This window comes from Pseudomonas sp. J452 (assembly GCF_024666525.1).
In the GTDB taxonomy this organism is placed as follows: domain Bacteria; phylum Pseudomonadota; class Gammaproteobacteria; order Pseudomonadales; family Pseudomonadaceae; genus Aquipseudomonas.
The window spans coordinates 3,719,640-3,742,515 of the sequence record NZ_CP088294.1 but is presented as its reverse complement, the minus strand read 5'-3'; the positions used below and the strand labels follow the sequence as shown (position 1 = coordinate 3,742,515).

Below are 22,876 nucleotides of genomic sequence, written 5' to 3'. Positions count from 1 at the left end.
TAAAAGAGGGTGTACTGATGTTTCTCACGTACAAGCGCGCTGAAATTGCGTATCCGCCGTTGTTTGGAGATGACTTTCAAATGTGGCGTTTCGTCGAGCTCGAGGAACATCGCCCTTGGTTCTACGTGGTGATCAATCGCCGCCGGAAGACCACCGCCTGGCGGACGATGCTTCTGATTCCGACCGAGGAAGAGCTGGAGCACATGCTACAAAGACGCGCTGAGGGAACGCTGGTCGAGGCAGTCCAGGTTGTACTGCCCGCGAGGCTGAATGGATCCAATGACTGGACGATGGAGAAGCTGACCGAGCTGATAAGGGTCTATGACCGGGACGAACGAGTCTTGGGCTACGACTTCAAAACGGCATCAGGCCAGACCTACTCGCACAGGGATTGCCTGTACTCACAGGACGGAGCCAAGCACCAGGTCTATTGTTCGATGATGTGTCCCGCATGAGATGGTCGCCACCTCTGGTGGTTCTTGGCAGGGCCACTCACGAGGTTTGACAGGACAATGAAGGCTCTTCCCGAAAAAATCCTGGACATCATTCAACAGCTTCCAGAAGGTGAGGTTCTGACACCTAGCAGATTCCTGCATCATGGTTCTCGCCATGCTGTGCAGCGAGGACTCTCTCGCCTGGTCGAAGGTGGAAAGCTGTTTCGCGTTGCTCGGGGCATTTATGTTGCCGCAGTCGAAACTCGGTTCGGCGTGCGCCCGCCGGCACCGGAGAAGGTTGTCCACTCGCTGGCTAATGCGCTGGGTGAAGTGCTGGTCGACCACGGGGCTCGTGCCGCGAATAAATTAGGGCTGAGCACACAGGTTCCAGTTCGCTATGTCTTTCTAACCGACGGACGCTCTAGGGAGCTTCAGGTAGGCAAGACCACCGTGTCGATTCGGTATGCGCCTCGATGGTTGATGGCTCTAGGCGCTACTGGAGCGGGGGAAGCCATTCGAGCATTGGATTGGATTGGCGAGGCAAGCGTGGGGTATGCCGTTTTCAAACTTCATAAACTACTACCCGAGAGCGAATGGGGTGATCTGGTGTCAGCTCACCGCTCGTTACCTATCTGGATGGCGAATGCAATCTGCGCTCAGTCGAGTTGCACCCACCCTGTCAAGTTGGGCTAGCGGTTTAGCTGTAGCCTACTTACCGCCAGATCGGCATCATCTGGAATGGGGCAATTCGATGTGAAAGCCCGTGAGGCCGGCGGCTGAGGTGCACCAGATGCGGCCTTTGTGAGCCTCAATGATGGATCGGGTGATGGCAAGTCCGAGCCCGGCGTTGCTCGGGCTTCCCTCCCGCCGAGCGGGGTCGACCCGGTAAAAGCGGTCGAAGAGCTTCTCTAAATGCTCTGAGCTAATTGTGTCCCCTGGGTTCTCGATACTGAAGGTGGTGGAGTCCGCTGCCTGGCGGATCAGAACCGAAATTGTCTTTCCCGCCGGCGTGTAGCGCAGCGCATTGGACAACAAGTTGGATAGCGCACGATCAAGCATCAGCCGATCTCCCAGTACTTGGCCTGTGCCAATGAGCGATAGTCCAATTCCGTGCTCTTCGGCCAGTAGATGGTAGTAGTCAAACAGTTTGAAGACTACGTCAGCCAGCTCGATCCTGGCTTGCTCTGGGATGATTAAGCCATTATCAGCCTTGGCCAAGAACAGCATGTCATCAATCATTCGTGACATGCGCTTAAATTCTTCCAAGTTGGAGTAGAGATTCTCCTCGTAAGCGGTGATGTCGCGCTTATGGCTCAAGATCACCTCAGTATGGGTCATGAGGTTGCTAACGGGCGTTCGTAGTTCGTGAGCGATGTCAGCCGAAAAATTGGATAGGCGAATGAAGGCCTCTTCAAGTCGAGCCAACATCGCGTTGAAGGATGCAACCAGTTGTTGAAGTTCTAGCGGCACCGGCTCTAGAGGGATTCGTTCCTGCAACGACCGAGCGGACATTGCGGTGGCCACACGCGTAACTTGCCGCAGAGGCTTGAGGCCGCTTCGAGCAACCACCCAGCCTAACGCGGCACTAACCAGAGCACTGATGATCAATCCAACCCAGAACCATCGCTGCAGCGTGTCGAAAAAGTGTGTGTGATTGGTGACGTCGAGAATCAGCAGGGCTGTAAGTGGTTCAGGTTGGTCGGCTACCGAAATTTGTGCCGTCATACCGCGGTACATGTGCTGTCCGTTCTGCCACTCCCACATGCTCTGCTCGTTAGCACGCCTGAAGCTTTCAGGAATCTCGACTGCTCTGGGATCGGAAAAGAGAACCGCGCCGTCGCTAGAAAGGATGGTTGCCGCCAGGTCCTGATGCGCTCCCAGCAAGGCTCGCAATTGCGGTAACTCTTCGGAAAGGCTTGCTCCGCCGCGGGCATTATTGAGGATATGCTTGGCTGATTCGAGCTTCTCAACCAGGGCCTGCCGATCCAGCATTCTGAAGTGGTGCTGACTGAGCATATTGAAACTCAGTCCTGCTACCGTCAGAACTGCAATTACCGCAGACATGAACATCAGACTCATGCGTGCTGTCAGCGAAAGGTGCTTCATATTCACTCCGGCGCATCCATCATGTACCCCATGCCGCGGGCGGTATGGATCAGCTTGAGATCGAAATCATCATCGATCTTTGCGCGTAGCCGGCGTACAGCAACCTCGATGACGTTGGTGTCGCTGTCGAAGTTCATATCCCAAACCTGAGAGGCAATCAGGGATTTCGGGAGGACCTCGCCGCGCCGGCGCAGTAACAATTCCAGGAGGGAAAACTCCTTGGCCGTCAGGTCAATTCTTTTCCCGCCACGGATCGCACGCCGCTTCATCAGGTCGACTTCCAGATCAGCAATTCTCATAGTGGTCTGCGTAGGAGAGCCATTGCCTCTGCGCAACAGCGTTCTGACCCTGGCCAAAAGCTCTGAGAAAGCAAATGGCTTGATCAGGTAGTCGTCCGCGCCAAGCTCCAGACCTTTAACGCGGTCTTCCACACCATCGCGTGCGGTCAAGAACAGCACAGGGACATCTTTTCCTGCCGCTCGCACCATGCGCAGCACTTCCCACCCGTCCAATCCAGGCATCATCACATCCAGGATCAAAAGGTCATAGGACTCGCTCAGAGCGTGCTGAAGGGCATCTGTACCTGTCATAACCCGGTCGACATTGAATCCGGCCTCGGTAAGACCTTGCTGTAGGTACGCACCGGTTTTGGGTTCATCTTCAGCTACAAGTAGTTTCATGCGAGCAGATTCCAAAAGTCGGGTGGCCTGAGTTTGCAGGCAAACGGCACCACCAACCAGAAGCTTACGAAAATGTAATCCTGGCTTCAGGTCACTGACAGGGGGCTTTGTCTAAGGTGCAAGCATGAGCACTGGGTTGTGCTCACGGCTCTCGTTAAGACCTAAAGCAGAGTGCCGATTACAGCTTTCCCTGATGGAGACTGCCCCTATGAATTCGCTGAAACCTTTACTTCTGGTTGGTTCGCTGCTGCTTTCTTCTATGGTCTGGGCCGAAGGGGGGAGTGATCGTACCTTTGAGCGCATGCAGCAGATGCGCGACAAAGCGGAAGCCGTGCTGATCCAGGCAGAGAAGGCCCCAGTCGGCGAGCGGCATGTGCATATGAAGGAGCACATGAACATGCTCGAAGACCTCATGAGTCAGCTGCACAATGAACATCCTGCTCCAGGCATGACTGCCGAAGATCATTTGGCCTGGATGGAAAAACACGACAAGTTAGTAGACGACGTGCTGGGTCAAATGATTCGCGAGCACAAGCTGATGATGGCCGACAAAGAGTGCCATAAGTAAGAGCTTCCCCCATCTTCCAGGCCTTCCGTGATTGCTCCTTTGGCCTAGCGGCGCCTCAATGGCGCCGTGCTTTTTTCAAGCTGACGCAATTGTAGTTTTGGGGTCAGCGGCCTGGCAGGAAGCGGGGAATAGCATGAGATTTCCAGCCTACCTAGCGAGGTCTCACCATGAAACGCATCCCTCTTAAGCTGCTGATCAGCACACTGTTCATCAGCACCACTTTTCCGGCATTTGCCGAGACCAGCGACAGTAGCAATGGCATTGGGCAGCAGGCCCAGGCGACGCCGGCGACTCGTACCGTCTTCGTGAAGATGGAAGACATCAACTACAGCCAGAAGACGATCGATGTAAAGCCAGGTGAAACCGTGCGTTTCGTTCTGAAGAACGAAGGTGCATTGATGCACGAGTTCAACATCGGGCAGGCAGCGTCCCAACTGGAACACCAGCGCAAGATGGCGGTCTTGTTCAAGGACGGCACGTTGACGCCGACAGGCATGGCCGAAAGCATTGTCTGGCATGAGCGTTATGGCACTGGTGATGCCAACCCGCCTGGGTATCCGGAAGTCATCAAAGCCAAGCATGACGATCCGAACGCGATTCTCGTTGAGCCCGGCACAACCAAAGAGTTCGTGTGGACCTTCCCCAAGGCTGGGAGCTTGGGCTTTGCCTGCACGCTACCTGGACATTATCAGGCGGGAATGGTGGGTGAATTCGCCCTGCGTTAGATCGACGGCGGAGCGGTGCTACCCGTTAGCCACGGTTCTGGGTAGCACCAATCTAACGAACCTTACTGTGATGTATTTTTCGCGTCAGCGTGCCGGCAGCTTCACCTGTTTAGCATCAGGGCGTTTCCTTCCTCATTACCACAGGTGCTCACCATGAAGCTCATATCAGTATCCATTGTCACCACCGTTGGCTTGCTGGTCAGCACTGCGAACGCTCTGGCCAGCCCGGGACACAACAAAGACAGCATCGGGCAACCGGGAGACAGCCAGGCAGTAGACCGCACCATCGAAGTACGGATGGGGGACATCTTTTTTGAACCCAAGGTAATGGAAATCAAGGCGGGCGAGACTGTTCGCTTCGTACTGCAAAACGAGGGGGCTCTGCTGCACGAATTCAACCTTGGCAAAGCCGCTTCCCATGCCGCGCATCAGAAAGAGATGGCCGCGATGTTTCAGAACGGCACGTTGTCCCCGACTGCAGCGCATGTCATGAGCAATATGGACCATGCCATGGGCGGCATGAAGATGGTCGGCATGGAGCACGACGATCCCAACAGTGTTCTGGTAGGACCTGGCGCACGCGAAGAGCTGGTTTGGACCTTCTCCGAGACCACTGATCTGGAATTCGCCTGTAATGTTCCTGGACATTATCAATCGGGAATGGTCGGTAAGGTGACCGTACGCTGAACTCTATTGATACGTGTCAACTCCGCTTTACTTGAGCCGCCTATGCTGATCCAACAGCCATTGAATTGAGGCTATTGTCATGGACCACACTCATCACTCCAGCACGACTGAACCGCCTTTCTGGAAGAGCAAGATCGGTATTTCGCTAATCATGCTGGCCGTAATCGGCATCTTCTATGTGGCGCGTGAGCATTACGGTCATCTTTCGCAGGTCCTGCCGTACCTCATCCTGCTGCTGTGCCCGCTGATGCATCTGTTTGGCCACAATCACGGCGGGCATTCCCACTCCAGCAGCACCGCTGTTTCCAAGGACGAAGAAAGGAAATAAATCGCATGCATAAGACCTCCTGCCATCATGACCAGGATCATGCACATAACTCGCTCGCTCACTCCGAGAGCCAGCGCGACCCGGTGTGTGGCATGGAGGTCAAACCTGATAGCCCTTACCACGAGAGCGTTGAAGGGAAGGCCTATCGTTTCTGCAGTGCGAAGTGCCTGGAGAAATTCCAAGCAGATCCTCATCAGTACATGAGCCATCAGTCGCATGGTGGGCATCACCAGCACGTGACTCCAGCACCCACATCGACACCCGTAAGTGCTGAATACACCTGTCCGATGCATCCAGAGATTCGTCAACCGGCTCCCGGAAACTGCCCGATCTGCGGGATGACACTGGAACCTGTCATCCCGGAGCTGGAAGAGGATGAAAACCCAGAGCTGAAGGACTTCTCGCGGCGGTTCTGGTGGACCTTACCGTTGACCGTCATCGTGACCGTACTGGCGATGGCTGGCCATTCCTTGCAACTGTTTCATGGCACGACCCAGAACTGGGTTGAGCTGGTTCTGGCGACGCCAGTGACGCTTTGGGGTGGCTGGGTATTCTTCACCCGCGGCATTGACTCCATCCGGCACCGCAGTCCCAACATGTGGACGCTCATCGGATTGGGAACTGCAGCTGCCTACCTCTACAGCGTGGCCGCTACCTTGGTTCCGCAGTGGTTTCCGGCGGCCTTTGTCCAGGACGGACGCATCGGCGTCTATTTTGAAGCAGCCGCGGTGATCATCTCACTCACGCTGTTGGGCCAAATGCTGGAACTCAAGGCCCGCTCGCAGACTTCGGCAGCCATCAAGTCACTGCTGAGGTTGGCACCCAAGACTGCGCGGCGCATCAAGCCCGATGGCCAGGAAGAAGATATTCCGCTGACACATGTCCATCAGGGCGACCACCTACGTGTCCGGCCGGGAGAGAAAGTTCCGGTGGACGGTACGGTTCTAGAGGGGGAGAGCGCCGTCGACGAATCGATGCTTACCGGAGAACCACTACCCGTGACCAAACGGGCAGGGGATGCCCTTATCGGCGCCACTATGAACACCCATGGGAGCCTGGTGATGGAGGCACAAAAGGTCGGTGCAGAAACCATGCTGTCGCAGATTGTCCAGATGGTGGCGAGAGCTCAGCGTTCCAAGGCACCGATGCAGCGCATGGCAGATGCGGTGGCGGGATATTTTGTCGTTGGGGTGATCCTGATCGCCATCCTGACGTTCTTCGGCTGGGGGCTATTCGGGCCGGAATCAGGCTGGGTTTTCGGCCTGATCAATGCCGTGGCCGTATTGATCATTGCTTGCCCCTGCGCCTTGGGTTTGGCGACGCCAATGTCGGTCATGGTCGCGACTGGTAAGGCCGCCAGCAGCGGCGTGTTATTCCGTGATGCCAGTGCCATCGAAAACCTGTGCAAGATCGACACCTTGATCGTCGACAAGACTGGAACCCTGACCGAGGGCCGGCCGGTTTTTCATAGTGCAGAAGGAGTCGGGTCGTTCGACTCGATCGAGGTACTGCGCTTGGCTGCTAGCCTCGACCAGGGCAGCGAGCACCCACTGGCTCATGCCATTGTCGATCACGCACGTGGCCAAGGTCTTGCCTTGGTGAAGCCGGACACCTTCGAGTCTGGCTCGGGCATCGGTGTTCGCGGACAAGTCGATGGCCATCAACTGCAGCTCGGTAATACAGCGCTGATGGAGGAGGCGGGCGTCGATATTGCCTCGCTGCGTGATCGTGCCGAGCAACTGCGCCTGGAAGGCATTAGCATCATCTATCTGGCAGTTGACGCTCGCCTAGCTGGTCTCCTGGCCGTTTCCGATCCGATTAAGCCAACTTCGCTACAGGCCGTCTCTAAACTTCAAAGCGAGGGCGTAAAGGTCATCATGGCTACTGGTGATGGCCTGACCACAGCAAGAGCCGTAGCGAAGGAGTTAGGAATCGAGGAAGTGCATGGTGAGGTGAAGCCACAGGACAAGGAGAAGTTAGTTGCTGATCTGCAAGGTGACGGTCGCCGAGTGGCCATGGCTGGGGACGGCATCAACGATGCACCGGCTCTGGCCAGGGCCGACGTCGGAATCGCCATGGGTACGGGCACCGACGTGGCGATGAACAGCGCCCAAGTGACGCTGGTTAAGGGAGACCTGATGGGCATCCTGCGAGCACGCACCTTGTCAGTTGCCACCGTGAAGAACATGAGGCAGAACCTTGCTTTTGCGTTCCTCTACAACGCTATGGGAATCCCGCTAGCTGCTGGGCTGCTGTACCCACTGACAGGGCATCTTCTGTCGCCCTTGATCGCTGCGTTGGCTATGAGTGTCAGTTCGGCTTCAGTGGTTTTCAATGCTCTGAGGTTGAAAACCACGGACATCGGCTAGGCTCCGACAGGACGAGGTGCATACCACCGGCAAGGCGATTATTCCGAAGCGCATCTGAGCGGAAAATGCCGTACGGTAGTTTCCAACTTGATCTATCTGTCGCTGAGGTTCTATGGACTGTTGCCGCTGCGGGTAGGAGACTGACCGTTGTTAACCCATGAGGACACTCCGTGGCCCGCATTCGCCGACTGAAAATCAGCAACTTCCGGTCTATCCAGGCGCTCGACTGGGTGCCGCCCCCCGGAATTAACTGCCTCATTGGTCCGGGTGACAGTGGAAAATCCAGCATTCTCGACGCGATTGACCTCTGCCTCGGTGCCCGCCGAAGCATCACGTTCGGCGACATGGACTTCTTCGCTCTGAACGTCGAAGTGCCCATCACCATCAGCGTGACACTGGGCGATCTTCCTGCATCTCTGATGGACATCGATGTCTACGGCGAGTTCTTGCGTGGATTCAATCCCGAAACGGGGGCGATCGAAGACGAACCACGGGCAGGCCTTGAGACCGTCATCACGCTGCTTCTGCAAGTTGGTGCTGATTTGGAGCCCTCTTGGACGCTTTTCTCTGAGCGCTCGGAACAGCAGCAGCTTGAGCGCACCCTTCCCTGGAAAGAGCGAGCGGCGTTAGCACCCGCCCGCATCGGTAGCTTTGCGAGCTCGAACCTGTCGTGGAGTCGTGGCTCGGTGCTCAATCGACTCACTGATGAACGCGCGGAGCTGGGTGCCGAACTCGCGCGCGCAGCCAGGCAGGCAAGAGCGAACTTTGGAAATCAAGCGGCCACGCATCTAACCCAAACGCTTGAGGTCGTGCAGCAGACAGCACAACAGCTCGGCGTTTCGGTCGGGGCGATGCCGCAGGCACTACTTGACGCACACTCTGTGTCGATTGGCGAGGGGGCCATCGCGCTGCACAGCGAAACAGGCATTCCCCTTCGCTCCCTTGGCACGGGCTCGTCGCGATTACTAGTGGCAGGGTTGCAAAGAGCTGCGGCTAGCGCCGCGCCAATAGCTCTTGTCGATGAGGTGGAATATGGGCTTGAACCTCATCGGCTCATGCGATTCCTGGACTCCCTGGGCGCAAAGGACGCTGCCGCTCCGCTGCAGGTCTTCATGACGACGCACTCACCGGTTGCACTGCGCGAATTGTCCGGCAGCCAGTTATTCGTTGTTCGGTCTGGGCATCAACGCCACAGCGTTATGGCCGCTGGGGAGGCCAACGAAGTACAAAGTACCCTTCGGAAGGACCCAGAGGCATTCCTCGCCAAATCCATCATCGTTTGCGAGGGTGCCAGCGAGGTTGGCTTCGCGCGAGGCCTTGATCAATGGTGGGTCAGTCTTGGCGCTACCTCATTCCTGGCTCATGGCGGCGCTTATGTGGACGCCGGCGGAGGAAGTCCCGATAACAGTCTTATCCGTGGAACAGCACTTCAGAACCTAGGCTATCGCGTGATGGTTTTTGTAGACGCCGACAAGCCTTCGACCGCGGGGCTCCCTGAAGCATTCTTGGCCGCAGGCGGACAAATTCTTACATGGCGACCAGGCCTAACTTTGGAGGACGAGATCTTCCGCCATCTCAGTGACCAAGCACTCGATGCACTTCTGGCGAAAGCCGAAGCAATAGTGGGTGCAGAGCTGATGAACGCACACATCCAGTCGAAGTCCCAAGGACGTGTGACACTACATGACATCAAAGCTGAAAGACTTATTCAGGGCTACTCGCACGCGACGCGAGAGCTGTTGGGAGCTGCATCTCGTATCCGCAACAGCGGGTGGTTCAAGTCGTTGACAACCTATCAGGAGGTTGCAAGGGACATCGTCGGCCCGTCTCTACAGAACGCCGACCCGGGCTTCATGGCAGTCACGAATCAGCTCTGGACGTTTACAAGTGCCCCTTGAGATCGATCTTTTTGCTATCGAGCGTGGCTCCATAACAGCCCCCGCAGGTTGTGGAAAAACGCAATTGATTGCCGAGACGCTCATCGCGCATAGACAGAGCAAACCCATCCTCGTACTAACGCATACGAACGCAGGCGTTGCGGCCTTACGGGCACGCCTGAGACGCGCCGGTGTCCCTAGCTCCGCCTATCGAGTATCCACCATCGACGGATTCTCGATGCGCCTCATCGCCAAGTTCCCGGCGCGAAGCGGCCATAACCCGCAAATCTTGGAGCTCCACCAGCCCAACACTGACTACCCTGCAATTCGAGAGGCCGCCAGGCAGTTACTGCACGCTGGCCACCTTGCTCAGTCTCTCCGTGCCACCTACGCGCGGTTGCTTGTCGACGAGTACCAAGACTGCAATGTGGTCCAGCACGCTATCGTTTCAGGTTTAGCCCAGGTGCTTCCGACCTGCGTGCTCGGTGATCCAATGCAAGCCATCTTCGGCTTCCGTGGCAACCGACTGGTGCATTGGACGAACGAGGTACTACCCCAATTCCCGGCAGCGGGAGAACTGGGGACTCCGTGGCGCTGGCGACTGGCCGGCGCTGAGAACCTCGGGCAGTGGCTGCTCGCCATACGGCAACAACTTCAAGCTGGCCAGCCGGTGGATCTGCGCACGGCTCCGGCGGAAGTGCGCTGGGTTCAGCTAAACGCCGGTACCGAAGTCCAGCAGCGGCTAGTGGCCGCGAGAACCGAGGCACCCAACGCTCAGGGCGGCGTCCTCATCATCGGGGACTCCATCAACGTGCAAGGTCGCCATCAGCTCACGAGCCAGACACCCGGCGCCATGGCCGTCGAAGCCGTCGACCTAAGAGACCTCGTGAGCTTCGCCAGAAACTTTGACCTGCAGGGTGCCAATGCTCTGGCACAACTTATTGAGTTTGCTTCAAGCGTGATGACAGGGGTAGGTGCAGCGAACCTGCGAACGCGTGTGGAGTCTCTGCGCACAGGACGGGCCCGAACGCCTCCGACCGAGGCCGAGGCTGAGGCGATTGCATTCGTAGCAGCGCCAACGCCGGAGCGGGCGCTCCGCGTGATCAATGCGCTCGCTGAACAGCCGGGGGCACGTGTGTACCGACCGGAAGTTCTGCACTGCTGCCGGTCCGCTATGCAAGCTGTGGCGGGAGGTACAGCCGACTTTCTAAGCGCCGCCATTCAAGCGCGTGAGCGCAATCGACACCTCGCCAGGCCGATTGGAAGGCGCTCGGTAGGCAGCACATTACTCCTCAAGGGGTTGGAAGCGGATGTCTCGGTTGTTCTGCATCCTGAGCTTATGACCGCTCAGAATCTGTATGTCGCCCTGACAAGGGGCGCAAGACACGTCGTGGTGTGTTCATCGACCCCCATTCTCATGCCTGTGAACAACGGCTGAGCCTTATTGTTGCGTTTGCGCACTTGACCTTGCCATCGTGTCAAGGTCGATGCTGTCTGTGCGGTAACTTGAGCCGCGGACGAAATGAGGTGAGAAAGATGTTCAGCCTGAATGTTTCGGGGATGGGTTGTGGCAGTTATGTCAGCAAAATCACGAAGGCCATCCAGACGCTGGATCAGGACGCACGCGTAGAGGTGGATCGGGTGGCCGGCAAGGTCACGGTAGAGAGCACAGAAAGTGCCGAATTGATCCGCGAGCTGATCCAGGAGCTTGGTTATGCGGCCCAGGTCAGCGCTTGAGCGCTGGCCTGCCGACCGACTAAATCTCCAGTTCTGAGAGCTCTTTCAGCCCGTGGATACTGGTGACCTCGTTAGTAATACCTTCTTCGCCATCTCGGCCGCGAAGCCAGCTTGAGTGATCGCCTGGCTCGCGCATTTCCAGCGCGTCATAGGAGTAGCGCTTCCGCTTGAACAAGCTTTTCAATGCGGCGAATTCATGGCCTTTTTCGTCTTCTATTCCGACGGATTTTCCTACAAGTGCCTCCCAATGGCCGACGCCGTCAGCCAGCATCGCCTGGTAGGTCTCTGGGTCCAGCAAGGCTTGCTGTTTGAAGTGAATGATGCGGTGTGTCATAGACGCGCTCGGGAGTGGCCAAAGAGAAGTCGCTAGCCTAAAGGTTCCGGGTCATTCGTGAATAGTTGCCTTACGCTTTAGCAAACCTTCGTCGACCCACAATTTCAACCAAGTTGCGGCTTGCAGGGGGGCTTGCTCTCCATGTGTTGCGCCCAATAACTCGCAGAGCTCAGCGAACGAGCCACGCTCAACGAAAAATTTCAATGCTGACGCCTCTTCTGGCTCCAGGCTCCGGTACTGGCATACGAGGTCATAGCGCCAGACGAGACAGTCTTGATTCGCGGGTAGCGGGGTGATTGCGGGAGGCAGATCTCCAGACTTGGCAGCCTTCCACAACTCCAGAGTGTTGTACTGCAACTGCAGCCACCTGGCAGATGGAGTCAGGGCAACCCTGAGCGAGATCCAGTCTTCAGCCGAGAAACTACTCATGGTTTCCAACGAGAGCGCTTCGGCATCCTGTGCGTCGAATGCCAGGGTGAAGGCCCACTCCAGTTCTGCGAGCTCGCGCATCGGCGATAGCTGGGGCTCCGCGACATAACAGCCAATAAACTCGGGCAGCCTCTCGCCCAACCAGCGAATACTGAAATGCCGTGGAGGCCAGGCTGCGATATAGGCCATTGCGAGTTGCTCGAATGATTCTTCGCCCATCCACTGATGTAGAGCCGGGAAGTCCTCTCGCAGGACTGTCAGCAGTCGAGCACGGTAGGCGTTGTGGTAGATCTTCAGGCCTTCTAGGGCACTCAGCGCTGTGCTGCTTCGGATCTGCCCCAGAAGCGCGTCCGAGGGGAGGGCACCTTCATCCGTCAGATAGGCTTCCAATGCAGCCTGTTGAGTGATCAGGCTCAAGGGGTGGCCCCCGATATCACGCCATGGGCAATAGCACGCGCATGTGTCAGCTCGGATAGCAGCTCCTCGAAAGACGGAAAGTGATCGTCCCGCTCGATCAAGGTCGATGTCGGGCCCAGGTAGCTCAGCGCTTTGCTGTAGAGCGACCAAACCGGATCAGCGATGGGCTGATCATGGGTGTCGATGAGGTAATGCCCATAATTGCTGTGGCCTGCCAGGTGAATTTGGCGAATCCGATCATGTGGCAGTTCCATGATGAACTGCCAGGGGTCGAAATCCTGGTTTCGCGCGCTGACGTAGACGTTGTTTACGTCCAGGAGCAACTCGCAACCGGTCAGGTAACTCAGTTCCGCGAGAAACTGCGATTCACTCATGCACGAGGTCTCCCACTGGATGTAGGCGGAGACGTTTTCCAATACCAGTGGACGCTCCAAAATATCCTGCACCAGACGGACCCGCGCCGCGACATGCAGCAGGCTTTCCTGGGTAAATGGCAGTGGCAGCAGATCGTGCAGTTGATGGGCGTTGCCGCGGCTCCAGCACAAATGATCGGAAATCCAGTGGGGCTGGACGCGGTCTGCCAGGCTCTTGAGCTGCCGTAAATAATCAATGTCTATGACATGAGGGCCGCCAATCGACAGAGATACCCCATGCATGACCAAGGGGTACTGTTCGTTGATCGCGTCGAGAAAGTAGAGGGCCTTGCCGCCGTCCACCATGTAGTTCTCGGAAATGATCTCGAACCAGTCGACTGCAGGCCGCTGTTCCAGAATCTGCTGGTAATACTCGCTGCGTAGACCAAGACCGAAACCCAGCGTTGTGCGCTTGCTCATTCGGGACTCCAGCAGGGGAGTGGCATGCACTCCCCTGGGCGGCATCATTCGCTGGTCTTGCCACCGGCTTCGTCACACTTGGCCTGGGTCATCAATTGGAAGCCCTGGCCTTTGCACTCGCCTTGGCCTTTGCAAGCATTTTTGGCGGTCATGCAGTCATTCTGACCCTTGCAACCGTTGACGCCGAAGCACTTCACTTCCGCTGTTTTTGTGTCCTGAGCGGCTTGTGCCGGCAGGGTGGCAAACAGACTGGCGGCCACAAGAGCCAGAGCGGCCCCGGTAGCAGCATTTGATTTGGTCGACATAGTGGCTATCTCTCTTAATCGTGTGGTGGTCGAGTCCGCATGTGCGAATGACCAACAGTTGTTTAGGCATCGCTGCCGGGCATGCCCTCCCACGAAATCCGCCAGACTCCTGTGGGGGCGCATGAAAGACAGTACCGAGCCTTCTGGAGGGGCGACAAGCAAGAAATAGCAACCTGACAGAACTGTAATGTTCAGCTCAGGTTTCTGACAGGGCGTCGTAGTTAACGTGACATCAAGCCTGAAGCTCGGCCCCTGTGGTTACAAGGGCCTTATTGAACTTACGAGGATTCCCCAAATGAAATCGATCAAAGCCCTGTTTGTAGTTGCTGCACTGAGTGTTTCCAGCCTGGCAATGGCCGAAGGTGGTGCGGACCGAACCTTCGCACGTATGGAGCAGGCCCGTCAGGCGTCACTGGAAGCTTACCAGGTGGCCAAGCAGCAGAAGGTCGACGCACCCATTGCCGGCGATCAAGCCAAGCAAGCTGAACACGCTAACTGCTGAGGGTCTCTACCTTACAGAAATGTAATCGCCCGGATGGTTGAGATATGGCAGTTTCATATTGCTCGTTGTCGGTGCGGCTTGCGTACTTCCGTCGGCGTGCAAGGCTTGAGGATTTAACCCCGATATTTAAGCAGCCAATGAACCCGAGACCGGATGCACATCACCGGCTCATCTGACTGATTGGACATAACGGCATGCAAAGCAAAACCACAAGGCGCACTTTCGTCAAAGGCCTGGCCGCCACCGGTATTCTCGGTGGCCTTGGCCTGTGGCGCACGCCGGTTTGGGCGGTGACCAGCCCTAGTCAGCCCAACGTGCTAACTGGTAACGATTTCGACCTGTTTATCGGCGAGACCCCAGTAAACATTACCGGTGCAGCGCGTACTGCCAAGACCATCAACGGCTTGCTACCTGGGCCGATTCTGCGTTGGCGCGAGGGCGACACCGTTACTTTACGGGTGCGTAACCGCCTGCAGGAAGACACCTCCATTCATTGGCACGGCATCATCCTGCCGGCGAACATGGATGGTGTTCCGGGCCTGAGCTTCCATGGCATCGCCCCTGACGGCATGTATGAGTACAAGTTTAAGGTCAACCAGAACGGCACCTACTGGTATCACAGCCACTCTGGGCTGCAGGAGCAGGTCGGCGTATACGGCGCATTGGTCATCGATGCCAAAGAGCCCGAGCCGTTCAGCTATGACCGTGACTACGTCGTGCTGCTGAGCGACTGGACCGACGAAAACCCTACACGGGTATTGGCCAAGCTGAAGAAGCAGTCGGATTACTACAACCAGCACAAACGCACGGTTGGTGACTTCATCAACGATGTCGGCGAAATGGGCTGGTCCGCCGCCGTAGCTGATCGGAAGATGTGGGCCGAGATGAAGATGAGCCCGACCGACCTCGCCGACGTCAGTGGCTACACCTACACCTACCTGATGAATGGCCAGGCACCCGATGGCAATTGGACCGGCATCTTCAAACCAGGCGAGAAGATTCGTCTGCGCTTTATCAATGCCTCGGCTATGACGTATTTCGATGTGCGCATCCCGGGCCTGAAGATGACGGTGGTCGCGGCCGACGGCCAGCACGTTAAACCGGTCAGCGTTGATGAGTTCCGTATCGCTGTGGCCGAGACCTACGACGTGATAGTCGAGCCAGACAACGAGCAGGCCTACACTATCTTCACTCAATCCATGGATCGCACCGGCTATGCGCGCGGCACCCTTGCTGTGCGGGAGGGGTTGAGCGCACCGGTGCCGACTCCGGACCCGCGCCCGCTGATTGCCATGGGCGATATGGGCATGGATCACGGCAGCATGGGTGGTATGGACCATGGGAACATGGCCGGTATGGGTCAAGGCAGCATGTCGGGTGGCATGGCTGATATGTCTGGTATGGATCACAGCCAGATGGCCGGAATGGATCATTCGAGCATGGCAGGTATGGCCGACATGGCAGGTGCCATGCAAGCGCACCCGGCATCCGAGACCGGCAACCCGCTGGTCGATATGCAGACGATGACGCCGACGCACAAGTTGGACGATCCAGGTATCGGCTTGCGGGACAACGGCCGTCGCGTCCTAACCTACTCTGACTTGCGCAGCGTCTTCCCCGATCCTGATGGGCGCGAGCCAAGCCGCACCATCGAACTGCACCTCACCGGGCATATGGAGAAGTTCTCTTGGTCCTTCGACGGCATCAAGTTCTCTGATGCCGAGCCTCTGCGTCTCAAGTACGGCGAGCGCGTCCGCATCACGCTGATCAACGACACCATGATGACGCACCCCATTCACCTGCATGGCATGTGGAGTGATCTGGAGGATGCGGACGGCAACTTCCTGGTGCGCAAGCACACCATCGACATGCCACCAGGCTCCAAGCGCAGCTATCGCGTGACGGCCGATGCGTTGGGTCGCTGGGCTTATCACTGCCACCTGCTGCTCCACATGGAAATGGGCATGTTCCGTGAAGTTCGTGTGGATGAGTAAAGGAGATATCCGATGAGCATTTTTATGAAGCGAAATGCCCTGGTTGGCAGCGCTGCTATGTTGAGCCTTTTGGCTGCCCTGCATGCTCCCGTGTCGTTGGCTGTTGAGGCGCTCCAGACCGCTGAAGCCACAGCGTCTGACGCTGAAACCGACAAACAGGCCCCGCAAACGAAGGAAAAAGCTGCTGCCGGTCAGCAGATGGATCACAGGACCATGAATCATGACGGCATGGACCACGAGAACATGATGAATAAGCAGGGCGGCGCTGAAGCCGAAGCAGGTTCGAACCATGACTAGGATTTTACGTCCGTCCCTAGTAGCGCTGGCAGTGTCGCTGAGCGCGCTTAGCAGCGGTTTCACCCTCGCTGCGGAAGAAATGGATCATTCGGCAATGGGTCACGGTTCCATGCCGATGCCCCCTAGCAAGATGAACCACGGTTCCGCCAAGGAGCCGATGGAGGGCATGGATCACACTAAGATGAGCCATGGTGCCGTGCAGGGCGAGTCGGCCAACATGGATCACAGCCAGATGGGTCACAGTCAGAGCCAAGAAAGGGCTCCAGTTATGGACCACAGAAAGATGGGTCACGGTGCCATGCAAGGGCAGATGGATGGCATGGATCATTCAAAAATGAACCATGGTTCCGCTGAAGCCCCGAGAACTACCAGTCGCACACCGATACCTGTTCTGACTGACGCTGATCGCCAAGCTGCTTTCCCGCCGCTACCTGGCCACAAAGTGCATGACAGTGCCATCAACAGCTTTTTCCTGCTCGATCAGCTCGAATATCAGGACGCAAATGAAGGCAGCACCCTGGCCTGGGATGCATCAGGTTGGGTTGGTGGTGATATCAACCGGGCCTGGTTTCGCTCCGAAGGGGAACGCACCAATGGGGTTACCGAGGATGCCGAATTGCAGCTGTTGTACGGGCGCTCAATCGGCCCTTGGTGGGACGTAGTCGCTGGTGTTCGCCAGGACTTCAAACCTGAGTCTCCACAGACCTGGGCAGCCTTTGGTATCCAGGGCATGGCGCTCTATGCCTTTGAGGCCGAGGCCACGGCCTTTGTCGGCGAGAATGGCCAGACCGCTGCCCGTCTTGAGGGCGACTACGACATTCTGCTGACCAACCGACTGATTCTCCAGCCGACTGCCGAGGTGAATTTTTACGCCAAGAACGATCCTGAGCGTGGCGTAGGGTCGGGGCTGGCCAATACCGAGCTCGGCTTGCGCCTGCGTTACGAGATCGTTCGCCAGTTTGCGCCCTATATCGGTGTGTCGTGGAGCCGCTCCTACGGCAACACCGCTGATATGACGCGTGACGAAGGTGGCGATGTAGATGAGGCGCGCTTTGTCGCCGGTATTCGGATGTGGTTTTGAGAGCCTGACATGAAAAGAACAATTACAACCTTAGTGGCAGCAGGTGTTGTCGGCAGCGCAGCAGTCCTGGCCGGAGCCTATTCTGGGCTGGTCAACGTGGGGGCAGATGATCCCCACTTTCCAGCTGTTCATGCCTTCCTGACGATGGCCCGTGATCGGTCCATCGAGGTGCGCTCTCGGGATATCGAGGTTCCCAAGCTCGATGATCCGGCCATCATTCGTGCCGGGGCAGGCAACTACAACTCCATGTGTATCGGTTGCCATTTGGCACCGGGTGTAGCGCAAACAGAGTTGAGCCAATCGCTTTATCCAGCCCCACCCAACCTGGCCAAGATCGGTATTGATGGCAGTCCCTCTGCTGCATTCTGGGTGATCAAGCACGGCATCAAAGCATCAGGTATGCCCGCCTGGGGCAAGAGCATGGAGGACGAATACATCTGGGGCATGGTGGCCTTTCTCAATCAATTGCCGAAGATGGATGCCACGCAATACCAAGCGCTCGTAGCGTCCAGTAGCGGTCACCAGCATGGCGGTGGTGAGACCCAAATGCATAACCATGAGGGACAACATGGCAACACTGAGGGTAGCGAAGACCATCATGGCTCCGGTGATGCCGGAGCGCCTGGTCACCACGACACCGTACCTACGGATGACGAGGGTGGCTCCGCCCCAGAAGCTGGCCACCACTCTTCGGACGCCGGTGGCAATGACCACCATGCTGGAGATAAGACTTCCACCAACGGCAGTAGCGCCGAAAATCATCACACCGAACAAGCCCCGAATGGCGCGCCCAAGACCCACACCCATGCCGATGGCAAAGAGCACGTACATGAAAGCTAAAAATCTCGCATTGTTAGCCGCTCTCTTCGCGGCATCCACAGTTCAAGCAGCGGATGCCCTGACCATTGATGTGCATCGTGATGCCAATTGTGGGTGCTGCAAGAAGTGGATCTCACATCTCGAAGAAAATGGCTTCAAGGTCGTCGATCATGTCGAAAGCAACATGACCGCGGTGAAGCATAAGCTGGGCGTCGTGCCGCGGTTGGCGTCCTGCCACACCGCTGTGATTGACGGGAAATTCGTCGAAGGCCACGTGCCGGCAGCCCAGGTAGTCGAGCTCACCAAGCGCAATGAATTGGTCGGAATCGCAGTGCCCGGGATGCCGGCTGGCTCTCCGGGAATGGAGACTGGCGGCGTGCAGCACGCCTACCAAGTCATCGGACTGACTCAAGCAGGTGCTGACCAGGTTGTCGCTGAGTACCCTGCAAAGTAGTAAGCCACTCATCCGTATTGTCACAAACTGCGAGCGCCGCACTGGGTAGCCAGTGCGGCGCTCGGACCATGACGACTACAGCAGCGGAAGGGTGTAGCTGACGATCAGACGGTTCTCATCAACGTCGTTGCCGAAATTGCTAGAGCGCAGTGTGGCGTTGCGCCATTTCACGCCCAGATTCTTCAGCGCGCCGTCCTGGAAGACATAGGCGATGTCAGTATTGCGCTCCCACTCCTTACCATTGGCGTTGCCTGCGCCTAGATCAATATCGTCGCCGGTCAGATAACGGGTCATGAACGTCAAACCAGGGATGCCAACGCTGGCAAAGTTGAAGTCATAGCGGGCCTGCCATGAGGTCTCGTCTTTGTTGGCAAAGTCGCCGATCTGCACATAATTGACCAGGAACGGATCAGTGCCGTTGATGTAGGCGTAGCCGGTGTCTCCGCTCATGCTCTGGTAGCCAATACCGAGGGCGTGGCCACCAAAGGCGTAGGTAAACATTGCTCCGAATGCCTTGTTGTCGACGTTGCTGTTGCCTTCGTCGGTGGAGCGGGCGTAGCGAAGATCAGTTTTTAGCGACTGTTTGTCACCTAGCGGAAAGGTATGCAGGACAGTGAAAATATGCTGCTTGTAGAACTCGTCCAAGTTACCGTAGTTGTAGCCGGTGGCCAGGTTGCTGTTCCATTTGTAGGTCGCCCCGGCAAAGCTGAACTCATCGCTCGTCTGGGTTCCACCGCCACTGATAGCGCGGGCCGAGCCGCTGGTAATGCTGAGGTCCTCGCTATCGGATGAGTCGCGCTGGCTTACTTGCTTGAGCTGGCCTGCATCGAAGGTCAGTCCATCAATCTCCAACGAGTTGAGATGCCCGCCCTGAAAGGTCTGTGGCTGTAGGCGCGAGTCATTAGCTTGGACGGTTGGCAGCTTGGGTTGCAGCGTACCCAATTTCAGCACGCTGTTCGAAGCACGTAGCTTCGCGGTTAAACCCATCTCGCCATATTCATCCTGCGCGGCACGAGGCGCTTCTTTATCGCGCTTGAGCAGGCCTGATCCTGAGCGGTCGGCGCTGGAGTCCAGCTTGAGGCCAAGCATGCCGATGGCGTCGAAGCCCACGCCGACGGTCCCGTCGGTGAACCCGGATTCATAGCGCAGCAGGAAGCCCTGGGCCCATTCTTCCTGCTTTGATTGGCTGGCTGAGTCTTGGCGGAAGTCGCGATTGAAATAGAAGTTACGCGCTTCCAGACCGGCTTTGCTGTCTGCAAAAAATTCAGCGGAGGCTGGCTGGCTAAGACTGAGTACCCCAGTACTCACCGCGACTGCCAAGAGGGTCTTCTTCATTGTTGTTTCTCCATGCTCAGGGGGTTGGCATATCGGGGAGCCGTCGCTGTATGCCGTGCTCTCCGAATAGGGGCGGGTTCCTCTGCAGCCAATCTTCGGCTGGTCGTTATGCCTGTACGCCTGCAGGGTCTAGGTCGAGGAACCATTGCGGACTTTGGGGAAGATCAAACGGAACACGGTGAAGCTGCCTGGCAGGCTGCTGACCTCGACCGTGCCCTGATGCAGGCTCATGATCGAGCGAACAATTGCCAGGCCAAGCCCTGTTCCACCTTCGGCACGAGAGCGGCTGGTATCGACGCGGTAGAAGCGTTCGAACAAATGAGGGATGTGTTGTGCGGGAATGCCAATCCCGGGGTTTCCCACCGAGAACGATACGGTTTCGCTGTGCTTTTCGATCAGCAACGAAATGTTTGCGCCGATGGGGCTATGTCGAATCGCATTGGACAACAGGTTTGAAATCGCGCGCTGCACCATCAGCCGATCACCGAAGGTTAGGCCTGCTCCGGCAATGCTCAGACTGATCTGCTTCTCTTCCGCGGAGATGCTGAACAGATCCACAACGCGTCTTGCCTCATCTTCTAGGGCAATCTTCTCGAAGGGAACCAGGGACGCCGGGTGGCTGACTTGAGCGAGAAACAGCATGTCGGAAACAATCCGGGTGACGCGCTCAAGCTCTTCTGTACAGCACTCCAGTACGGCTTTGTATTCCTCTGGCGGACGCTCTCTGGAGAGAGTTACCTGGGCTTTGCCCATCAGGTTGGTGATGGGCGAACGCAACTCATGGGCCAAGTCATCAGAGAATTGCGATAGCTGCTGAACGCCGCCATCAAGTCGATGCAGCATGAAGTTGATGCCGTGGGCCAGCGCGCTGAGTTCTTGCGGAAGCTTATCCACAGAAATTCGGTGGGTCAGATCCTGTGTGGAGATCAGCGATGCAACCTGCCGAAATTGCCGGAGCGGAGAAAGGCCTCGCTGCACGATCCACCATGCGCCCATGCCAATCAGCGCGAGCAGAAGAGGGAGTGCGATCAGTGTTGACTTGAGGTAGGCGCTGAGCAGCGCTTCGTCGGCAGATCGATCAATTGAGAGCAAGACTCTGACGTGGTCGCCATCGTTAAGTAGCATCACTTTGGATGCGGTCAGGAAGTTGTTTCCATCAGCATCGGCCCAGCTCCGGTAATTAGGGGTATCGCCTGCCGGTATGTTGGCAAGAACGGGTTCCAAGGATTTTTTACCAAGGTTAAGGAGCAACTTGGTACCTGACTTTTTCCCGTAAATCGTCAAGTGCAGGTTGTCATGCCCCATGACCAGGTCCAACAGTGCATGAGGCTGCTGAGCAATTGCATGAGCGCTCATGTCATCGGCGAGATTGTGCTGAATCTGCTCTAGTTTGCCATCAAGGCTCTTCTTCGCCAGGGAATCCAGCTCATGGGTAAGCGCGAAATATGCGAGCGCCGCCAGCAGAACCACCAACGCAGCACCCATTAGGCTGACCGACAGGCCAAGGCGCATGGATAGACTGGCCGGCTTCATGCTCGTTCCTCAAGCACGTAACCGACGCCCCTGAGGGTGTGGATCAGCTTGTTATCGAACGGGTCATCAATTTTGGCACGTAGCCTGCGGATGGAGACTTCGACGACGTTGGTATCGCAGTCAAAATTCATATCCCAGACAAGTGAAATGATCTGGGTGCGCGATAGCACTTCCCCAGAGCGGCGCATCAGTAGGTGCAGCAACGCAAACTCTTTGGTAGTCAGGTCGATGCGCTGTTCGCCACGGAACGCGCGGTGCCTAGCCGGATCAAGTTCTAGGTCGGCTACCCGCAGCACTTCCGGTACAGGAATTTGTTCGCTTCGCCGTAGCAACGTACGAATTCGCGCAAGTAATTCAGGGAACTCAAACGGTTTGACTAAATAATCATCCGCGCCCAAATCCAAGCCTTTAATTTTATCCACTAAGCGGCCGCGTGCGGTCAGCATTATTACGCGAGTACTGCTGTTGCTGCGTATATGCTCAAGCACACCCCAGCCATCAATTTCCGGAAGGTTTACATCAAGCACTACCAAGTCATAAGCGTGTTGCCTAACAAGATGGAGGCCGTCAACTCCCGTGGCAGCCTTATCAACTACATAGCCACTTTCGCTTAATCCTTGGTGTAAGTACTCGGCAGTCTTGGGCTCGTCCTCGACAATAAGGATTCGCATAAATATTCACCTTAAAATGTGCGGCCAGTATTTTTTAGATTTTCTTTTGTTGTGGCTGCAGAGTGGTTTTAATTCTTTAATCGGTGGTCACTGACATGACCTGAGGCGTTTCAGGTTTCGCCAAGGCTAAAGCCTGTAGCGGCTTTAGGGTCAAGCCGTAATGCGCGTTTTGACTGGGCTCCATGGGGTTAGCGACAACGTGTCGCACGTCTCGAACTCATCCAAAACACCCAACTTTGGACTGGCAGGGCTGCCCCGTGGCGCTAGGAACGGGGCAATCCTTATTTATCTGCGTTTGTTTCTATTTGTTGCTGGACACTAAATCACCTGCTCTCTTGAGCGCTGCCAATACTAATACAGC

General features: G+C 56.7%; 25 protein-coding genes. 16 read left to right on the top strand and 9 right to left on the bottom strand.

Annotated features, from left to right (window positions below; all coding sequences use genetic code 11):
- The first annotated feature begins 17 nt into the window (after positions 1 to 17).
- Entirely contained in the window at positions 18 to 455 is a 438-nt protein-coding gene (locus tag LRS11_RS16895) for a hypothetical protein (RefSeq protein WP_260494054.1), read from the top strand.
- 57 nt (positions 456 to 512) lie between these two features.
- The gene (locus tag LRS11_RS16890) at positions 513 to 1,127 is read left to right on the top strand and encodes a DUF6088 family protein (RefSeq protein WP_004374692.1); all 615 of its coding nucleotides are present in this window, start codon (positions 513 to 515) and stop codon (positions 1,125 to 1,127) included.
- Positions 1,128 to 1,163: 36 nt separating this feature from the next.
- Here the strand turns inward: LRS11_RS16890 and LRS11_RS16885 are convergent, their stop codons facing one another.
- Together LRS11_RS16885 and LRS11_RS16880 are read right to left on the bottom strand one after the other, a co-directional pair.
- Positions 1,164 to 2,540, bottom strand: a complete 1,377-nt coding sequence (locus LRS11_RS16885; RefSeq protein WP_260494053.1) for a heavy metal sensor histidine kinase — start codon at positions 2,538 to 2,540, stop codon at positions 1,164 to 1,166.
- Positions 2,541 to 2,542: 2 nt separating this feature from the next.
- On the bottom strand, positions 2,543 to 3,220 hold the full coding sequence (locus LRS11_RS16880) for a heavy metal response regulator transcription factor (RefSeq protein WP_260494052.1): 678 nt from the start codon (positions 3,218 to 3,220) through the stop codon (positions 2,543 to 2,545).
- A 208-nt stretch (positions 3,221 to 3,428) separates the two neighbouring features.
- Here LRS11_RS16880 and LRS11_RS16875 point away from each other — a divergent pair, with 208 nt between their 5' ends.
- From LRS11_RS16875 to LRS11_RS16840, 8 genes are all read left to right on the top strand, one after another.
- Entirely contained in the window at positions 3,429 to 3,788 is a 360-nt protein-coding gene (locus LRS11_RS16875; protein WP_260494051.1) for a co-regulatory protein PtrA N-terminal domain-containing protein, read from the top strand.
- Positions 3,789 to 3,955: 167 nt separating this feature from the next.
- A complete protein-coding gene (locus tag LRS11_RS16870; RefSeq protein WP_260494050.1) occupies positions 3,956 to 4,513 on the top strand; it encodes a plastocyanin/azurin family copper-binding protein in 558 nt (185 codons plus the stop codon).
- Between the two features lie 153 nt (positions 4,514 to 4,666).
- On the top strand, positions 4,667 to 5,200 hold the full coding sequence (locus LRS11_RS16865) for a plastocyanin/azurin family copper-binding protein (protein ID WP_260494049.1): 534 nt from the start codon (positions 4,667 to 4,669) through the stop codon (positions 5,198 to 5,200).
- A gap of 79 nt (positions 5,201 to 5,279) precedes the next feature.
- Entirely contained in the window at positions 5,280 to 5,528 is a 249-nt protein-coding gene (locus LRS11_RS16860; RefSeq protein WP_260494048.1) for a DUF2933 domain-containing protein, read from the top strand.
- Positions 5,529 to 5,533: 5 nt separating this feature from the next.
- Positions 5,534 to 7,897, top strand: coding sequence for a heavy metal translocating P-type ATPase (locus tag LRS11_RS16855; RefSeq protein ID WP_260494047.1), 2,364 nt, complete (start codon positions 5,534 to 5,536; stop codon positions 7,895 to 7,897).
- Positions 7,898 to 8,067: 170 nt separating this feature from the next.
- Positions 8,068 to 9,795 carry an ATP-dependent nuclease gene (locus LRS11_RS16850; RefSeq protein WP_260494046.1) on the top strand — a complete coding sequence of 576 codons (1,728 nt, stop codon included), beginning with the start codon at positions 8,068 to 8,070 and terminating at the stop codon, positions 9,793 to 9,795.
- Complete coding sequence (locus LRS11_RS16845; RefSeq protein ID WP_260494045.1) at positions 9,785 to 11,212, top strand: UvrD-helicase domain-containing protein; 1,428 nt, start codon at positions 9,785 to 9,787, stop codon at positions 11,210 to 11,212. The genes LRS11_RS16850 and LRS11_RS16845 overlap by 11 nt, the downstream gene beginning before the upstream one ends.
- A 98-nt stretch (positions 11,213 to 11,310) precedes the next feature.
- Positions 11,311 to 11,511, top strand: a complete 201-nt coding sequence (locus LRS11_RS16840; RefSeq protein ID WP_260494044.1) for a heavy-metal-associated domain-containing protein — start codon at positions 11,311 to 11,313, stop codon at positions 11,509 to 11,511.
- Positions 11,512 to 11,530: 19 nt separating this feature from the next.
- Here LRS11_RS16840 and LRS11_RS16835 read toward each other — a convergent pair whose 3' ends face one another.
- The 4 genes from LRS11_RS16835 to LRS11_RS16820 are packed head-to-tail and all read right to left on the bottom strand — an operon-like array spanning position 11,531 to position 13,829.
- Entirely contained in the window at positions 11,531 to 11,845 is a 315-nt protein-coding gene (locus LRS11_RS16835) for a hypothetical protein (protein WP_260494043.1), read from the bottom strand.
- Positions 11,846 to 11,896: 51 nt separating this feature from the next.
- The gene (locus tag LRS11_RS16830) at positions 11,897 to 12,691 is read right to left on the bottom strand and encodes a DNA-binding domain-containing protein (RefSeq protein ID WP_260494042.1); all 795 of its coding nucleotides are present in this window, start codon (positions 12,689 to 12,691) and stop codon (positions 11,897 to 11,899) included.
- Complete coding sequence (locus tag LRS11_RS16825; RefSeq protein WP_260494041.1) at positions 12,688 to 13,524, bottom strand: DUF692 domain-containing protein; 837 nt, start codon at positions 13,522 to 13,524, stop codon at positions 12,688 to 12,690. Before LRS11_RS16825 ends, LRS11_RS16830 begins: the two co-directional genes overlap by 4 nt.
- A 44-nt stretch (positions 13,525 to 13,568) precedes the next feature.
- The gene (locus tag LRS11_RS16820) at positions 13,569 to 13,829 is read right to left on the bottom strand and encodes a hypothetical protein (RefSeq protein WP_260494040.1); all 261 of its coding nucleotides are present in this window, start codon (positions 13,827 to 13,829) and stop codon (positions 13,569 to 13,571) included.
- Between the two features lie 295 nt (positions 13,830 to 14,124).
- On the opposite strand from LRS11_RS16820, the gene LRS11_RS16815 reads away from it, so the two are divergent.
- The 6 genes from LRS11_RS16815 (at position 14,125) to LRS11_RS16790 (ending at position 18,976) form a co-directional block, all read left to right on the top strand.
- On the top strand, positions 14,125 to 14,331 hold the full coding sequence (locus tag LRS11_RS16815; protein ID WP_260494039.1) for a co-regulatory protein PtrA N-terminal domain-containing protein: 207 nt from the start codon (positions 14,125 to 14,127) through the stop codon (positions 14,329 to 14,331).
- 194 nt (positions 14,332 to 14,525) lie between these two features.
- A complete protein-coding gene (locus LRS11_RS16810; RefSeq protein ID WP_260494038.1) occupies positions 14,526 to 16,325 on the top strand; it encodes a copper resistance system multicopper oxidase in 1,800 nt (599 codons plus the stop codon).
- 12 nt (positions 16,326 to 16,337) lie between these two features.
- Positions 16,338 to 16,622 carry a hypothetical protein gene (locus tag LRS11_RS16805; protein WP_260494037.1) on the top strand — a complete coding sequence of 95 codons (285 nt, stop codon included), beginning with the start codon at positions 16,338 to 16,340 and terminating at the stop codon, positions 16,620 to 16,622.
- A complete protein-coding gene (locus tag LRS11_RS16800; protein WP_260494036.1) occupies positions 16,615 to 17,703 on the top strand; it encodes a copper resistance protein B in 1,089 nt (362 codons plus the stop codon). The genes LRS11_RS16805 and LRS11_RS16800 overlap by 8 nt, the downstream gene beginning before the upstream one ends.
- Positions 17,704 to 17,712: 9 nt before the next feature.
- Positions 17,713 to 18,543 carry a cytochrome c gene (locus tag LRS11_RS16795; RefSeq protein WP_260494035.1) on the top strand — a complete coding sequence of 277 codons (831 nt, stop codon included), beginning with the start codon at positions 17,713 to 17,715 and terminating at the stop codon, positions 18,541 to 18,543.
- Complete coding sequence (locus tag LRS11_RS16790; RefSeq protein ID WP_260494034.1) at positions 18,533 to 18,976, top strand: DUF411 domain-containing protein; 444 nt, start codon at positions 18,533 to 18,535, stop codon at positions 18,974 to 18,976. Before LRS11_RS16795 ends, LRS11_RS16790 begins: the two co-directional genes overlap by 11 nt.
- A 75-nt stretch (positions 18,977 to 19,051) precedes the next feature.
- Here LRS11_RS16790 and LRS11_RS16785 read toward each other — a convergent pair whose 3' ends face one another.
- From LRS11_RS16785 to LRS11_RS16775, 3 genes are all read right to left on the bottom strand, one after another.
- Positions 19,052 to 20,311, bottom strand: a complete 1,260-nt coding sequence (locus tag LRS11_RS16785) for an OprD family porin (RefSeq protein WP_260494033.1) — start codon at positions 20,309 to 20,311, stop codon at positions 19,052 to 19,054.
- A 129-nt stretch (positions 20,312 to 20,440) separates the two neighbouring features.
- Positions 20,441 to 21,844, bottom strand: a complete 1,404-nt coding sequence (locus LRS11_RS16780) for a heavy metal sensor histidine kinase (RefSeq protein ID WP_260494032.1) — start codon at positions 21,842 to 21,844, stop codon at positions 20,441 to 20,443.
- Entirely contained in the window at positions 21,841 to 22,515 is a 675-nt protein-coding gene (locus tag LRS11_RS16775; RefSeq protein WP_017675714.1) for a heavy metal response regulator transcription factor, read from the bottom strand. Before LRS11_RS16775 ends, LRS11_RS16780 begins: the two co-directional genes overlap by 4 nt.
- Positions 22,516 to 22,876 lie beyond the last annotated feature (361 nt).